16 protein-coding genes and 1 pseudogene are annotated in these 15,103 nt (G+C 71.4%); 14 read left to right on the forward strand and 3 right to left on the reverse strand.

What is annotated here, in order from left to right:
• Window positions 1-173: 173 nt before the first annotated feature.
• Entirely contained in the window at window positions 174-1,043 is an 870-nt protein-coding gene (rfbA, locus tag AMK16_RS30505) for a glucose-1-phosphate thymidylyltransferase RfbA (protein WP_073920558.1), read from the reverse strand.
• Window positions 1,044-1,123: 80 nt separating this feature from the next.
• A complete protein-coding gene (gene rfbB, locus AMK16_RS30510; RefSeq protein ID WP_073920559.1) occupies window positions 1,124-2,140 on the reverse strand; it encodes a dTDP-glucose 4,6-dehydratase in 1,017 nt (338 codons plus the stop codon).
• A gap of 423 nt (window positions 2,141-2,563) precedes the next feature.
• On the opposite strand from rfbB, the gene AMK16_RS36800 reads away from it, so the two are divergent.
• The 12 genes from AMK16_RS36800 to AMK16_RS30565 all read left to right on the forward strand — a co-directional run bounded on the left by AMK16_RS36800 (window position 2,564) and on the right by AMK16_RS30565 (window position 13,751).
• Window positions 2,564-3,505, forward strand: coding sequence for an acyltransferase (locus AMK16_RS36800; RefSeq protein ID WP_073920560.1), 942 nt, complete (start codon window positions 2,564-2,566; stop codon window positions 3,503-3,505).
• Window positions 3,506-3,643: 138 nt separating this feature from the next.
• Complete coding sequence (locus tag AMK16_RS30520; RefSeq protein WP_073920561.1) at window positions 3,644-5,848, forward strand: prenyltransferase/squalene oxidase repeat-containing protein; 2,205 nt, start codon at window positions 3,644-3,646, stop codon at window positions 5,846-5,848.
• Complete coding sequence (locus AMK16_RS30525; RefSeq protein WP_073920562.1) at window positions 5,845-7,080, forward strand: MFS transporter; 1,236 nt, start codon at window positions 5,845-5,847, stop codon at window positions 7,078-7,080. The genes AMK16_RS30520 and AMK16_RS30525 overlap by 4 nt, the downstream gene beginning before the upstream one ends.
• Window positions 7,077-8,003, forward strand: a complete 927-nt coding sequence (locus AMK16_RS30530) for an NADP-dependent oxidoreductase (protein WP_073920563.1) — start codon at window positions 7,077-7,079, stop codon at window positions 8,001-8,003. The genes AMK16_RS30525 and AMK16_RS30530 overlap by 4 nt, the downstream gene beginning before the upstream one ends.
• 187 nt (window positions 8,004-8,190) lie before the next feature.
• Window positions 8,191-8,538, forward strand: a complete 348-nt coding sequence (locus AMK16_RS30535) for an ArsR/SmtB family transcription factor (RefSeq protein ID WP_073920564.1) — start codon at window positions 8,191-8,193, stop codon at window positions 8,536-8,538.
• 89 nt (window positions 8,539-8,627) lie between these two features.
• Window positions 8,628-9,473 (forward strand): aldo/keto reductase, encoded by an 846-nt coding sequence (locus AMK16_RS30540; RefSeq protein WP_073920565.1) that lies wholly within the window; start codon window positions 8,628-8,630, stop codon window positions 9,471-9,473.
• 89 nt (window positions 9,474-9,562) lie between these two features.
• Window positions 9,563-10,084, forward strand: a complete 522-nt coding sequence (locus AMK16_RS30545; RefSeq protein ID WP_073920566.1) for a hypothetical protein — start codon at window positions 9,563-9,565, stop codon at window positions 10,082-10,084.
• Window positions 10,081-10,572 (forward strand): hypothetical protein, encoded by a 492-nt coding sequence (locus AMK16_RS30550; protein ID WP_073920567.1) that lies wholly within the window; start codon window positions 10,081-10,083, stop codon window positions 10,570-10,572. Before AMK16_RS30545 ends, AMK16_RS30550 begins: the two co-directional genes overlap by 4 nt.
• Before the next feature lie 6 nt (window positions 10,573-10,578).
• Window positions 10,579-11,535, forward strand: coding sequence for an MAB_1171c family putative transporter (locus AMK16_RS30555; protein WP_073920568.1), 957 nt, complete (start codon window positions 10,579-10,581; stop codon window positions 11,533-11,535).
• A gap of 1,237 nt (window positions 11,536-12,772) precedes the next feature.
• Complete coding sequence (locus tag AMK16_RS38645; protein WP_443333622.1) at window positions 12,773-12,946, forward strand: zinc finger domain-containing protein; 174 nt, start codon at window positions 12,773-12,775, stop codon at window positions 12,944-12,946.
• A gap of 170 nt (window positions 12,947-13,116) precedes the next feature.
• Entirely contained in the window at window positions 13,117-13,374 is a 258-nt protein-coding gene (locus AMK16_RS30560) for a hypothetical protein (protein WP_073920569.1), read from the forward strand.
• Complete coding sequence (locus AMK16_RS30565; protein ID WP_242439003.1) at window positions 13,371-13,751, forward strand: hypothetical protein; 381 nt, start codon at window positions 13,371-13,373, stop codon at window positions 13,749-13,751. The genes AMK16_RS30560 and AMK16_RS30565 overlap by 4 nt, the downstream gene beginning before the upstream one ends.
• Before the next feature lie 207 nt (window positions 13,752-13,958).
• On the opposite strand, the gene AMK16_RS30570 is transcribed toward AMK16_RS30565, so the two are convergent.
• Window positions 13,959-14,141 carry a hypothetical protein gene (locus AMK16_RS30570; RefSeq protein ID WP_073920570.1) on the reverse strand — a complete coding sequence of 61 codons (183 nt, stop codon included), beginning with the start codon at window positions 14,139-14,141 and terminating at the stop codon, window positions 13,959-13,961.
• Window positions 14,142-14,164: 23 nt separating this feature from the next.
• Between AMK16_RS30570 and AMK16_RS35510 the strand changes: the two are divergent.
• Together AMK16_RS35510 and AMK16_RS30580 are read left to right on the forward strand one after the other, a co-directional pair.
• A pseudogene (locus tag AMK16_RS35510) lies at window positions 14,165-14,548 on the forward strand (Tn3 family transposase); the annotation flags it as partial.
• A gap of 315 nt (window positions 14,549-14,863) precedes the next feature.
• Window positions 14,864-15,100 (forward strand): hypothetical protein, encoded by a 237-nt coding sequence (locus tag AMK16_RS30580; protein ID WP_073920572.1) that lies wholly within the window; start codon window positions 14,864-14,866, stop codon window positions 15,098-15,100.
• The last annotated feature ends 3 nt before the right edge of the window (window positions 15,101-15,103 follow it).

Genomic DNA, 15,103 nt, shown 5'->3' on the forward strand with positions numbered 1-15,103 from the left:
GGGAACGGGCAGGTCCGACCGGCCGGGCGGGAACCCGGCATGTCATGACGAGCCTGGCGGCAGGGCCGCGGCCTGCTGCGGGACGGGGCGCGGGGCAGTGGGGGGCGCGGGGCAGTGGGACGAGGGCGCGGGGGAGTGGAGGGGCGGGGAACGGAGGGGGCTCGGCCGGGGGCTCAGGCGCTCGCCAGCTCCATCACGTACTGCCCGTAGCCGGATGAGGGGGAGAGCTCTTTGCCGAGCAGGGCCAGCTGCTCGCGGTCGATGTAGCCCATCCGGTAGGCGACCTCCTCCAGGCAGGAGATCCGGATGCCCTGGCGCTTCTCCAGCACCTGCACGAACATCGCGGCCTCCAGCAGGCTGTCGTGGGTGCCGGTGTCGAACCAGGCCGTGCCGCGTCCCAGGTTGACCAGGCGGGCCCGGCCCTCGCGGACGTAGGTGAGGTTGAGGTCGGTGATCTCCAGCTCGCCGCGGTCGGAGGGGGTGAGCCCGGCGGCCCGGCGCACCGCGTCGCCGTCGTACATGTACAGGCCGGTGACGGCGAGGTTGGAGGCGGGCGCGGCGGGCTTCTCCTCGAGGCCCACGATGGTGCCCCCCTCGTCGACGGTGGCCACTCCGTACCGTTCCGGGTCGCTGACCGGGTAGCCGAACAGGGTGCAGCCGTCGAGGCGTCCGGCCTCCGCGCGGAGCATGTCGGGCAGCCCGTGCCCGTAGAAGATGTTGTCTCCGAGGATGAGGCAGATGTCCTGACCGTCCGCGAACCGGGCGCCCAGGGTGAGGGCCTCGGCAATGCCGCCGGCCTTGTGCTGCACGGTGTAGGTGAGCGAGACGCCGAGGCGTTCGCCGTCACCGAGGAGCGCCCGGTAGGTGTCGAGGTGCTGCGGAGAGGAGATGACCAGGATCTCGGTGATGCCGGCCTGCATGAGCACGGACAGCGGGTAGTAGATCATCGGCTTGTCGTAGACGGGCAGCAACTGCTTGGAGTGCACACTGGTGAGTGGGCGCAGGCGGGTGCCGGAGCCGCCGGCGAGGATGATGCCGCGCATGGTTCCCCCTTCGAGGCGCTTGGCGCAGGACGCCGGTTCACCGGGCGCGGGGCCCGGGGTGGGTGAGGTGGGACGGGCCGTCAGCCGGCCTCGGTGGTCGTGCTCGGGTCGCCGGTGCGGACACCCGGGGCGACGGCGAGAAGGGGGCGCCACCAGTCGGTGTGCTCCCGGTACCAGGTGATGGTCTCGGCGAGGCCGTCTTCGAAGGCGACCTCGGGGCGGTAGCCGAGGGCCCGCAGCTTGGAGTCGTCCAAGGCGTAGCGGCGGTCGTGGCCCTTGCGGTCGGCGACCCGGCGGACGGCGGACCAGTCGGCGCCGCATGCGTCGAGGATCAGTTCGGTGAGGCGCAGGTTGGTCAGTTCCCTGCCCCCGCCGATGTTGTAGACCTGCCCGGACTCGCCCTTGGCGAGGACGAGGTCGATGCCCCGGCAGTGGTCGTCGACGTGCAGCCAGTCGCGGACGTTGAGGCCGTCGCCGTACAGCGGCACCGATCCGCCCCGCAGGAGAGTGGTGACGAAGAGCGGGATGACCTTCTCGGGGAACTGGTACGGGCCGTAGTTGTTGCTGCAGCGCGTGATGGAGAGGTTCAGCCCGTGCGTCCGCGTGTATGCCAGGGCCAGCAGGTCGGCCCCGGCCTTGGCAGCCGCGTAGGGCGAGTTGGGGGCCAGGGGCCACTCCTCGGTCCAGGCGCCCTCGTCGATGGATCCGTAGACCTCGTCCGTGGAGATGTGGACGAATCTGGCCAGGCCCGCGGTGCGCGCGGCGTCCAGCAGGTTCTGGGTGCCGAGGACATTGGTACGGACGAACTCCGCCGGGTCCTGGATGGAACGGTCGACGTGGGTCTCGGCGGCGAAATTGACCACCGCGTCCACATCGGCGAGCAGGCGGGGGACGAGGTCCGGGTCGGCGATGTCACCTTCGACGAACCGCAGCCCGGGGTGATCCGCCACCGGGGCGAGGTTGGCGAGGTTGCCCGCGTACGTCAGCTTGTCGAGCACGGTCACGCGGTCGACCGCCAGCTCCGACCGGCCGTCGAGAAGTCTTCTCACATAATTTCCGCCGATGAAACCAGCGCCACCGGTCACCAATACGTGCATGAAATGTATCCGCCCTTCGACGGTGTCACTCGATATTCCGCGGCGCGTGGCGCCGTCCGGAGAAATGCGGAAAGGAGGGAGGGCGTGACGATATCGCCTCTCCGATGTTTTTCGTTGCCCCCGTGCACTCCCGACCTGGACGCAAGCCAGGCCGGGAGGCGATGTCCCATGATCGTAGAACGTCGAACATGCCTGCGCAACACTATACTAGCCAAGGGCGAGGTCAACGGGGTGTGGCCGTGGCCGCGCGAAGGGCAATGGCTTCGTCAAGTTCGCACTTGGGAAGCTGAAGTGGAATTCAGCATTCCCCCAAGAGGCGTCGATGTGAAAAGTTTCGATACCGGATGAGCCGCTCCGGAAAGGCGGGCAGAAACTCGGGCGGCGGGTTGCGAAGCTGACCGGGGAACACTAGTTTCCGGCTGCATGGAACATTCCCTGGCGCCGTCGGCGCTTATAGAGGGCGACACCGAGGTGGCGCCCGCCACGACCGTCGGGCCCGGCACCTGGATCCGGTTCGGTACCTCGATAGGCGGGTCCGCCCTCGCGGGCGGGGTCTTCGTCGGCTTCCGCTGTCGACTGGACGGGGTCCGCGTGGCGAGCGGCTGCCAGATCGCCTCACTGGCCCGGATCGGACGCGAGGGCGCCGCCCCCGTCACGATCGGAGCCGGCGCCTGGATCGGCGCGCGGGCCGTGGTGGAACCCGGGGTCCGCATCGGTCCGGGGGCTGTCGTCGCTGCCGGGGCGCACGTGCGCGCGGACGTCCCCTCCGACGTGATCGTCGTGGGCCGCCCGGCGCGCGTGCTGCGTCGTCGCGAGGTGGAGGAGGACGGGGCGCCCGACTTCACCGCCGTCCTCGACCGGGTCCGGGGCCGCGCCGACGCCGGGCGGGCGCCTCTGCCCGCCCACTGGACCTCCTCCGGGGGCGGCCTGCTCGACGCGGCCCTCTCCGGCGGCCCCGATGTGCGCCTGGGTGCGGGGGTGATCGCCATGGGCCGCCCCGACGGCCCGTCGCCGCGCGGGGGCCTGCGCGTCGGTGCGCGCGTCCGGATCGGTCCCGGGGTCGTCCTCGAAGGGTCCGGCGGCATCGACATCGGGCCGGAGGCCGACGTGGGGGACGGCGCCCTGATCGTCTCCAGCGGCCATGACCTGAGCCGTCGCTCCCTGCCCTGGCGGGGCGGGCCGGTCCGGATCGGCGCGGGGGTGGTGATCGGCGCGGGGGCGACGGTCGTCGGCCCCTGCCGGCTTGGCGAGGGGGCGGTCGTCGCCCCCGGCTCCGTCGTCGTCCGCGACGTCCCGGCCGGGTCCTTCACCACCGGGGTCATCTCCTGCGCCGACCGCCCCCGCCAGGCCCTGTCGCGTTCCTGACGCTCCGTCCGCCCCAACTCCCCCTGCCCCGTGCTGTCGCACCGGATCTTCTGCTACGCTCCCGATACTTCGATTTTCTTCGAACAACGAACTTCGGGAGCGGGCGCCCCTCACGCGCTCCGAATCCAAAGGAACCCGATGACCAGTCCTCCTTCCCTCCGCGCCTTCGTCCGGGAACACCTCCTCGACGAAGAGGCACGCGTCCCGGCCGTCCTCGGCCGCGACCGTGCCGACGTGATCGCCCCCGACCGCACCCTGCGGGACGCCGCACTGGCCCTCCTGACCCTCCCCGGTCCGGACGACACCGACCTGACGCGCCGACTCACCCGCGCCCTGCGGGAGTTCGACGATCCGGACCTGCCCGGCTCCCGCGAACTGCTCGACGTCACCGGCGCACCCCACCCGATCGGCGACGTCCGCACCCCTTCCGTACAGGCACTCGCCGCCTGGGCCCTGCACCGGGCCGGGACGCTGAGCGGCGACGACACCTTGCTCACCGAGGCCCGCAGGCGGCTCGACCACGTCGTCGAGGCGGTCCTGCGCCACGACTGGCCGGCCCGGCTCGACCGCTCCGCGACCATGGTCCTGGACGAGGCCGGCCCGCTGCAGGAGACCGCCGTACTGATCCTGGCGGCCGACGCCCTGCACCCGCAGACGGGTTCGGCCTTCCTCGACGCGGCAGCCGAACGGCTGGACCGCTACACCCACGGCGACGCCGTCTGGGACTGTCTGACCCCGCGCGGGGCGCCGGACACACTCCGCGGCCACCGCACCGGGTCGGCCGCCCTGGCAGCCCTGGCCTGGGCGGCGCTCCACCGGCGCGGTCGCGCCGGCGCCGCGGACCGGGCCGGCCGGATCCTGGTCCACGTACACGAGCACCACCAGCACGTCGGCACCGGCGGCTACTGGGACCGCAGCTCCGCCGACTCGGTGGTGCGCGTCGACGCGGTCGCAGCCCTGCACGGCCGCCCCGACTCGCCGTTCCCCGCGAAGTTCGTCGCCGACCACGCCCTCCTCGCCCTGGCGGCGCGGACCGCAGCCGCGCTCGACGGCCCGGACACGGACGACGGGCCCGCTCTGAAGGCCCTCGCGCAAGAGGCCGAAGCCGAGCTGGAACGGAACACCGACCCCGTGGCAGGCGGTGTCTTCCACGGCCAGGGCAGCTGGTTCTCCACCCCTGTCGACCCGACGGTCCCCCTCGCACGGCACGTCATGGTGCCCCCGCGCACCACCGGCTCCTTCGCCGTCGGCAACACCACCTACGTCCCCTTCCACGGCAAGCACGCCCGCACCCAGCTGCTGGCCCTGGCCGTCCTGGGCGACCGGGTGGTGGCCCCCGGCGCCGCGCCGGAGCTCGTCGAGCCTTTGCAGCCGGACCCGTTCGACAACGACCTGGGACACGTCACCACCGGACGGCTGTCCGAAGGACTCATCGACACCGGGCACTACCTGCGCTGGCTGCGCTCCACCGCCTCCGGGCTGGGCTACGGCCTCACCCCGTACCGGTCCCCGCTGGGCCTGCGCTCCGACCGCACCGCACAGACCTTCTCGGTGCTCCACGTGGTGTCGGACCTGCTGGCCCTGGATGAACCGGTACCGAACACACCCGGAGTGCTCACCGGTGTCTTCGCCACACAGAACCCGGACGGCGGCTTCGGAGAACAACCCGCCCTGCCCTCCGAGACGTTCACCACCTACTGCGCGGTGCTGACGGCCGTCGTGCTGGGGGGCGCGGACCACCCCGACTTCGACCGGGACGCCTGCGTGGCCTTCCTCCGGTCCTGCCAGCGTCCGGAAGGCGGGTTCGGCAACGCGCCCGGCTTCCCCTGCGACGCCTGGCACTCCCACCTCGCCACCCTCACCCTCGTCGCCCTGGGCGCCCGCCCCGAGCGGGAGGACGACCTGGTGGCCTACCTGCTCGCGTGCCGCAACCCGGACGGCGGCTACGGCAACCGGCCCGGCTCCCCGTCCGACACCTTCGCGACCTTCCGCGCCGTCGGCGCCCTGATCGCCCTCGGCCTGCGCCCGCCGCACTGCGACGAGACCGTCCTGTGGCTGCGCGGACTGCAGACCGGGGCCGGAGGCTTCCGCTACCGGACGGACGGCGCGGAGAGCTTCGTCGGCTCGTACCACGCCATCGGCGGGCTCTACATGCTGGGCGCGCTGCCGGCCGACACCGAGGCGTGCGTCCGGTGGATCACCACTCGCCAGAGCGCCGACGGAGGGTTCTCCCGCGCACCCGGCACCCCCTCGGAGACCACCGACGAGGGATTCATCGCGATACAGGCACTGCACATGCTCGAAGGGAAACTCAACCGCTCCTGGGCGGTGATGATGACATGACCACCACACCAATCTCCTCCACCACCGGCGCGACGCAGGCGCCCGCTCCGGCCGTCCGCTCGTCGCGGACCGTCGCCTTCCTCGCGTTCGCCACGATGTTCGTCATCGGGACGGACACCTTCCTCGTCGCCCCGCTGCTGCCGACCCTGACCCACGCCTTCGACGTCTCCCCCGACGTCTCCGGCTGGATGGTCAGCGCCTACGCCCTGGGCTACGCCGTCTTCGCGCTGATCGCCGGCCCGATCTCCGACGGGCGGGACCGGCGCCGGGTGCTGCTGGCCGGGTTGACCGGATTCATCGTCATGACCGCACTGTGCGGGTTCGCGCAGGGGTTCTGGACGATGATCCTCTTCCGGTTCCTCGCCGGCGTGAGCGCCGCGTTCGTCTCCCCGCAGATCTGGGCGTCCATCCCGGTCCTGGTGAAACCCCAGGAGATCGTCCGGACCATGGGCTTCGCCACCGCCGGCCTGTCCATCGCCCAGTTCGCCGGCATCCCCCTCGGCAGCTGGCTCGCCGCAGGCTCCTGGCACCTGCCCTTCTGGGCCATCGGCGGCCTCTCGGTGGCGCTGTGGCTGCTGCTCGCCCGCCTCTTCCCGTCCGTCCCGGGCCGGCCCGGCGCGGGCAGCGGGGCACAGGCCATCCTCGGCGCCTACAAGACGGTGCTCGGCACCGGCCGGCTGCGCTGGTACCTGCTGGGCTACCTCGTCTTCCAGACCGGAAACTTCGAGGCGATCTCCTTCCTCGGCTCCTGGTTCACCAAGGACTTCGGCCTGGGCGTCGCCTCCGTCGGCACCGCGATGATGGCGGTGGGCGCCGGCAACGTGATCGGCTCCCTGTTCGGCAGCCGCCTGGTCGCGCGCCTGGGCCTGTACCGGTCCCTGCTGACCGGGGTGCTGACCATGGCCGCCCTGTACTGCCTGGTTCCGCTGTCCCCCAACCTGGGGGTCGCGCTGACGCTGCTGGCCCTGGTGATGATGGTCGGCGGGTGCATCTTCCCGGTATTCATGAGCATCCTGCAGTCGCAGACCCAGACCGCCCGGGGCACCGTCTCCTCGCTCTCCAACTCCGCGATGTACGTGGGCACCACCGTCGGCGGCGCCGTCGGAGGGGTGCTCCTCGGCAAGGTCACGGGGTTCTGGGGCGTGGCCGGGTTCACCGTCGCCGCCTACCTGGTCTCGCTCCTCGTGTATGCGGCGGCCGGAGCCTTCGCCAAGCAGGAGGCGTCCGCGTGAGCACCGCCGTCCTCTTCGACCGCTACGGGGACCCCGGGGTCCTGTACCCGGCCGAGGTGCCCGATCCCGTGGCCGGCCCCGGTCAGGTGGTCGTCCGGTACACCGCGATCGGGGTCAACCCGATCGACTGGAAGATCCTGTCCGGTGAGGTCCGCGCGTACGTCCCGATGGACCTGCCCGGCGGCTGCCTCGGCGTCGAGGCAGCGGGCGTGGTCGTGGAGGTCGGTGCCGGGGTGCGCCGCTTCCGGGCCGGCGATCACGTCATCCGGCACGGCCGCCCCGGCACGTTCCGGGAGTACGAGGCCGTCGCGGCCTCCCAGGAGGCCGACGAACTCACCCTTCGACCGGCCCGGTTCACCGACGAACAGGCCGCCGTCCTGCCGGTGGCCGCCGGCACCGCCTACTCGGCCCTGCGCCGGGTGGGGCTGCGGCCCGGAGAACGGCTGCTGGTGCACGGAGCATCCGGCGGCGTGGGCGCGGCCGTCGTGCAACTCGCCCTGCTGCTGGGCGCGGGCGAGGTGGTCGGCACGGCCTCGCCCGCCCGCCACGGCCTGGTCCGCGCCTCGGGGGCGACCCCGGTCGGCTACGGCCAGGGGCTGTCGGAACGCCTCGCGGAGCTCGGGCCGTTCCATGCCTCCGTCGACTGCGCGGGCGGGCCGGAGCCCACCGAGACGGCCGTCCGGTTTGTCGCGGACGCCGCCCGGCGGGTCACGATCGTCCCGGACGCGGCCGCCCATGCGCGCGGGGTCCCCTTCCTGGAGCATGTCCCGCTGGAGCTGACGAGCACCCTGGACCTGCTCGGCACGGCCCCGTTCGAGCTGCCCGTGGCCGCCCGGTACCCACTGGAGCAGGCCGGCGCGGCACTTGCGCACTCCCTGCGGGGCGGCGTCGGAGGGAAGATCGTGCTCGTACCCGGCGGGTGAGCCCGCGCTCGCGCCCCGAAGGCCGGATGCCCCACACCGCACACCGGCCGACGGGCATCCGGGGTTCCCTCGCTTCTCCTCCGGCCGCTTGGTGCTTCTATAATCGTAGAACGTTGAACCTGCCAGGCCTGGAGGTACCCGCCGGGAAGGCGCGGCCTCGGTGCCCACCACACGAAGAAGGTCGCCCATGCGCAGCCCGCTCTACCACCCCGATCGGAGTGAGCTCTCCCTGGACCGGGTGCTGCACGCGCTCAGCGATCCCATCCGTCGGGACATCGCGCGCGTCATGCACGTGGAGGGCTCCCGCTCCTGCGGACAGCTCGACTACCCGATCGCCAAGTCGACGCTCTCGCACCACCTCAAGGTGCTGCGCGAGTCCGGGGTCATGCACACCGAGGTCCGCGGTACGACCCGCATCATCACCCTGCGGCGCGACGACCTCGAAGCCCGTTTCCCCGGGCTGCTCGACGCGACCCAGATCACCAGCCCCGCACCGGACGCGGAACCGGTCGGCGCGGGCGCGGCTTCCGCCTGAGGGGACCTCCCGGCCCCGCTCACGATCCCCTCGGGCCCCGACACCCGGCGCGTCCCCTGCGCCGGCCTCTCGCAGCGAAGGGATCACCGTTGACCTCGACCGTGCCCCGGCGCCCGGCCCGCAAGGCCGGCGTCGACCTCCCGGTCCTCGGACTGGGCACCTGGCGGACGATCGACCGGATCGGCCCCGACCGGCTGGCAGACCTGCTGGCGGCCGCCCGCACGGCCGGCGCCCGGCTGGTGGACACAGCCCCGGTCTATTCCGACGCGGAACCCCGCCTGGCCCGACTACTCCGCGAGGACCCCTCGTTCTTCGTCGCCACGAAGATCTGGGACACCGAACCGGATGCGGTCGAAGCCGTCTTCGCCCGCCAGCTCGCGAGCTACGCGCGCCCGTCCATCGACCTCCTCCAGGTGCACAACCTCAACGGATGGCAGGCCAACCTGGACTGGCTGGAGCGGCAGAAGGCGGCCGGGCGGGTCCGGTTCACCGGCGTCACCTACCAGTTCGACCACGCCTTCGGCATCGGCGGCAGCCGAGCCGACCTCGCCCACGTCATCGCCACCGGCCTGGTCGACTTCATCCAGATCAACATGAACGCGGCGGAGCCCACCCTGGCCGAGGACATCCTCCCGGCCGCCGCCGAGGCCGGCATCGGCGTGGTCGTGATGCGGCCGTTCGGCGAAGGCGCGCTGCTGGCGGCGCCGCCGCCCGCAGGATTCCTCCGCGAACTGGGCTGCACCAGCTGGCCCGAAGCCCTGCTGCGCTGGGTCCTCACGCACCCCCAGGTCACCACCGTCCTGACGGCGACCTCCCGGCCGGAGCACTTCCTTGCCAACGCGGCGGCCGTCCGCTCAGGGCCACTGGGGCACGCGGAGGCGTCAGCCGTGGCCGACCACGCCCGGTCGGCCCTGGGAGCGGGGTCCGGGCGATGAGTACGAACCGACGAACGGACGGCAGCCGCCCCGGCCGCACCCGGCAGGGTCCGGCAAGGGCGACACGCCATGGCGAACGGAGCGGCCCCTTGGGCGTGCACAGCGGCGGTGAGAGCCTCACCGGCCGGATCAACCACCTCTTCTCGGTGGCCGGGTTCACCGATCACCGAGGCCGGTGGCAGACGTTCGGCACGGGCGAGGTCGCCGACCTGATCAGCCGCTCCGAGGACCGGTACGGGGTCCGGCTCTCGCGCAGCTACCTGGGGATGCTCCGGTCCGGGCGCTACACCAACCCCTCGATCGCCGTGGTGATGGCGCTCGTCCGGTTCTTCAACGACCACCGGGCCGAGGGCCATCCGGAGATCAGCGTCGACTGGCTCACCTCCGGCGCCACCGGAAGCGACCCGGGGCACGGCGCCGCCCCGGAGGCACCGTCCGCCCCCTACACGGCCGACGGCCCCGACCCGGCGGACGGACCCGATACGGCCGACGGGCTCGGCGCGCTCGCGGACCGGCAGGTGCGCCACATCGCCCTGCGCGCCGGCCGCATGACGCCCGAGCTGAGGAACCGGCTCATCGCGATCCTCGACACCATGGAGGAGACCCCTTGACCACTGGCCGGCTGCGCACCATGCGCGACTGCCGCAAGTACGTCCGCTCCCTGATGCTCGATCCCTATTCGTCCGCCCACGAGCTGTGCGACCAGATCGGCTCGGTGCGCGGCAGACCCATCAGGGTGATCGAGGCGCGCCTGCCGATCCCGGGCCCGATGGGGGTCTGGGTGTGCCGGACCGACGACGACGTCGTCATCGTCCAGGACCTGGCCGTCGGCGCCCACCGCGACCACATCGTGCTGCACGAGCTCGCCCACATACTGTGCGAGCACGAGGGCGAGCGCTACCGGCACGACGAGCCGGCCCTGTCCGCTCTCGGCCACGCCCCCGACGGGGGCGCGGTGGTCCGGTTCCGATCGGTCCACGACTCGGCGGCGGAGCGCGAGGCGGAACTCCTTGCGGCCGCGTTCGCCGAGTTCGCGATCGACGACCGGGCCGAGGCGGGGATGGCCTGGGACGTACAGCGGTACTTCGGCGGGGCCTGAGCCGCCATGATCACCTACCTCCAGTCGCTCCTGTCCGCGTTCCTGTGCCTGGCGCTGCTCGCCAAGATGGTGGCCCTGCGGGTCGGCTCGCGGCCGACCCCGCAGGCCCCGATGCTGTTGACCGCGCTGGGCAGCTTCACCGTCGCCGCGCTCGTGGGCATTCCCGCGGTCCGCGCGTGGATCCCCTGGGCGACCGTGCCCGGGGTCGCCTCCATCATCATGGACACCGGTGTGTCGGTGAGCCTGGCCCTGCTGGCCACCTACTTGTGGACGCCACTGGAGCGCGCCGGCTCGGTTCCCTGGTGGCGAGGGCCGCTCTTCCTGACCGCGTGGGCGGTGAGCGGACTGCTCGCCGCTCTGATGGCGTCGACTCCGGCGCCCCTGCGCACCAACCCGCTGCAGAACCAGTACACCGGGGACTGGCGGATCGTCGGCGTCTACGTGATCGGCAACCTCTTCTTCCTGGCGTGCTCCGGGGCCTCGGCGATCGCCTGCGCCCGGATCGTCCGGATGGTGCGCGGCCACATCGCCGTCGGGGTCGCGGTGGGGGCCGTCGGCATGGCGGCCTACTCGGTCACCTGCGTCAACCGGCTGTTCCTGGTGGCCGGTCAGCCGCTGCTGGAAGGCGACTGGTTCACCTGGTACAGCGTCCTGAACTTCGTTTTCACCGAGGCCGCGGTCCTGGCCAGCGTGCTCGGTCTGCATTTCACCGCCGTCTGGCGGGTCGCGGTGATCTGCCGGCGGCAGTTCGACGACCTCCGGGCCTTCCTCCTCCTGGGCCCGGCATGGCGGCGACTGACCGCCCTCCACCCTGACGTGGTACTGCCCTGGGAACCCGGCCCCCGAGGCCTGCGCGACCGGCTGGACCTCTCCTACCGCAGATACCGACGGGAGATCGAGTGCCAGGACGCCCTGCTCCTGACGGGCACCCCTGCGACCGGACGACCGCCGATACCTCTCTGACGCGACCAGGAAAATCTATACTGACCGCAGTAGACATTGCCTGCTTCTCTGGTTATGGTTTCTCTCGTAGCCCAGAGAGACAGCAGGGCTCGGCAGAGATGAACTGCCGGGCAGTAGTACCCGCAGTACAGGTTGTTGCAGTGTGCAGTGCGGTGCGGTGGTGGAGTGTCGGAGCCAGGGTTGTTGCAGGACGGCGACGGGACTGACTGCCGGACCGGGTGGCCCGCGGTGATGAGGGGCTGCCGAGAGCAGTACCGAGTTGGCAGTACTCGCAGTGGAGTCTGTGTGCAGTACCTCGGTGAAGGCGTCGGCTGCGGGCGCGCGCACCGGGAGGTTCGGCAGTGGGGTTCTAAGCCAGAGCAGATGCAGGATGGGCGACGGGGCTGGCTGCCGGAGCGTGACGCTGGGTCAGGTCACGAGCAGTATCAGTGGTAACAGCAGTGCAGGTAGTACCAGTAGTAAGCAGTAGAGCAGTAGACAGTGGTTGATCACCGAGGGAAGAACGGAGGGGCCGAGCGCCATCAGGATCGCCCGGGCGGTCAGTAGGAAGCCTGGGTACCGCAGGACATCGATAGTGAGGTGGTCTCCGGTCACGCATCCGCGATCCCCGCACGCCCGACAGCATCTAGGTCGGGTCGGCGGAAACATGAGGCCGGCGCAGTATCAGGGCCGGCAGATGGTGTAGCAGTTCCTTCGGGGCCCTGGTGCCAATGGCACCAGGGCCCCTCAACGCGTTCCCACGGAGAGAGGCCTTGAGAGCGGCCGTCCCGCCTGCACCATGGGCCGGCCCACCGACACGCTCGGTACCCACGGCCGCTTACACGCACTCGGTGAAGCACCCCGATCGAGGCGGCCGCGATCCGGTGTCCTGGCCAGTGGCCTCGATGGCGAGCTGGTCGTGTGGGACGTGACGGCGGGCCGGCTCGGGCACGGGGAGAGAGTCCAGGCGCTCGGGTGAGGCCGCGCTTCAGGAGGGCGGAGGTGGGGCGTTCGACGAGGCGATGGACCAGCCAGGCGGCAAGGAGCATGCCGAGTGTCATCACGGTGACCAGTGCCCACGGCGAAAGGTGGTGGCGCAGTAGGCGGATGCCGGTCCAGCCGATGTGTTCGTGGAGCAGGTGACGAGCTCTGGGCGAGAGAGGAAGCCGAACACGTGCAGGTGCTCCTGCCCAACCTCGAAAGCCGTGGGTCGACCAGCCATTCGAGACGCTCCGCAAGCTGATGATGGAACTCGAAGATGTCCCCGCCCCCGCCCCCGCCCCCGCCCCCGCGTCCGCGCTCCGTGTGGCGGGTCACGGACGTCGTCTGCCCTGCTTGCAAGGCCGGACCCGGTAAACGCTGCGGCTCACCGGGCGGTCACCCGCACCAGCCCCGGATTGCCCAGTTCCGGCGACGGTTCCCCTCACGGTGACCTCCGCCAGCCTCGCTCCGTAGGGCACGGCGATGCCGAGCCTGCTGGAGCGACGCCGAGGGGAGCCTCGGTGAGGCCGGCGGACACGATCAGGCGGCGAGCGCCGTGCCGCGACGGCAGAGGGTACGGGTACGTACCCGTACCCTGGGGGGATGGGAAGGAGCACCACGATGTCCGATGCCAACGTGAGAATCCCCGAGGAAGCCAAGGACCGCCTGGCCGCGATCGCGGCCGCCGAGGGGCTGTCCCTGCGCGCCTACCTGGCCCGGCTGGCCGAGACGATGCTGACGCCGGCCGAGCGCGCAGAGCGTGCGGAGAAGGCGCAGGCCGCGCTTCGGGCCTGGAACGGGTACGCGCCGACCACTGCCGAGCAGCACGCACTCGACGACGAACTCGATCGGCGCCTCGCGCAGGTGCAGCGCCCGTGAGCGAAGCGATGCACATCGTGCTGGACGAGACGGCAATGGCCGCGGCCGGGCAGGGCAACGTGCTGGCCTCCCGGCTGATCCACCGCGCGCACGCAGAGACCGGATGGTTCCTGTACGCCCCGGCGTGCGCGCTCGTCGAGGCCGACCGCGACCGCCCCGGCACTGCTGAGCACCTGGCCGCCCTGCCCGGCATCACTGTCCTGGATCTGGACCTGCCCGCCGCGCTCGCCGTCGCGCAGCAGGAGACCTGGGCAGCCGCCCACAGCCAGCATGCAGCGCAGCCCACCGTGGACCGGCCCGACGGCGCGATCGTGGCCACCACCCTGCCGAAGCGCTGGGAAGGCCAGCCGGTGCGGATCCTGGACCTCACTCCATGACCAGCCACCCAGCCGGCTCCCCGGTGGAGCGCTACAACGAGAACTTCTCGTCAGGTCCGTCCGTGGGGCGTCGGCACCTCGCCGGGCTGCAGCAGGAGACAGACGGACTTGAGGGCCGCGTTGAAGCCCTCGACCAGAAAATCGACCGCAGCCATGACCAGATCATCGTGCTGCTCACCTCCGGTCGGGGCCGCCGCACGTCCAGGGTCAGTTTCCGGCGAGCAGGTGTTCCTGCCGGGTCTGGACGAGGCCGCGCCACGCGGAGCGGACGTCGTCCTCGCTCGTAGTCCAGCGGATGGTCGACGCCCCGGCACGGGCAGGGCCCACGAAGTGAGCAATGTCGGTGAAGTAGGCGAAGTCGCCGGCCGTGCCACCCCCGGCTGTCGACAACGGGCTCGAACCGGCGGCAGCCGCGACCGTACCTCGCTGCTTCGAACATGGCGTCGGCGGACGTGATCGACATGTTCATCCAGCTCGACCTCGCGCACGTGAGGGGTGATGTCTCCAAGGCCGGAGTGGACGGCTCCCAGATCGACACCTGGGAGAACAACCTCCTCGCGGGGACCTCGATCCGGTACGGCGGCTATGGCGGCATCGCCTACCGGCACATCTCCGATACCTACATCGCGCTCTTCTCGCACTTCATCCCGTGTGGCGTGTGGGAAGCGGTGTATCTGTTCGAGGGACTGCTCAAGAACGAGTCCGAGGTGACCGTGGACATCGTCCACGGTGATACGCAGGGCCAGTCGCTGCCGGTCTTCGGGCTCGCGCACATGCTGGGCATCCAGCTCGGACCGAACGGCGCGCTCCCCGCCGGGGGCGCGCCGTTCTGCTTCCTACGTCCCCCTATCCCGGCGGCCATCACCGTGCCGACCACGGCCGACCCACGCGCCGCAGCAGCGCCCGTCTGATCTGGATCGCCGCCTCCGCCCTCGCGCTGCGCGGGCTGACCCTGCGCCCGGCGTTCTTCACCCACATCCACAACTCCGGCAGATCGAACCGCACATCACCTCCCGGCCCCAGCCGGCCGGCCGCCGAAGACACCCCGGACAACGTGCACGCCCTTCAGAAGCACCGACCCGCAGCCCGCCACCGAACCCGAAAGGAACCCCATGAAGCCGGACGAGAAGGAGTTTCGCGTCGGCACCTTCCACGGCCGCCACGACGGCGCTCCGGTCGAGGTCACCGCCACCCGCCACGACACCCGCCCCGAGCCGTACGCATGGACCTGCACTTGCGGTGTGGCCCGGTCCTTCACCACCGAGGACGCCGTCTTCCCCACCGCCTGGCGCCACACCCGCCTCGGACGCGACTGGCTCGACTACATCGTGTCCCGCACGCAGAGCTGACTG

The organism is Streptomyces sp. CB00455 (assembly GCF_001905445.1).
Classification (GTDB): Bacteria; Actinomycetota; Actinomycetes; order Streptomycetales; family Streptomycetaceae; genus Streptomyces.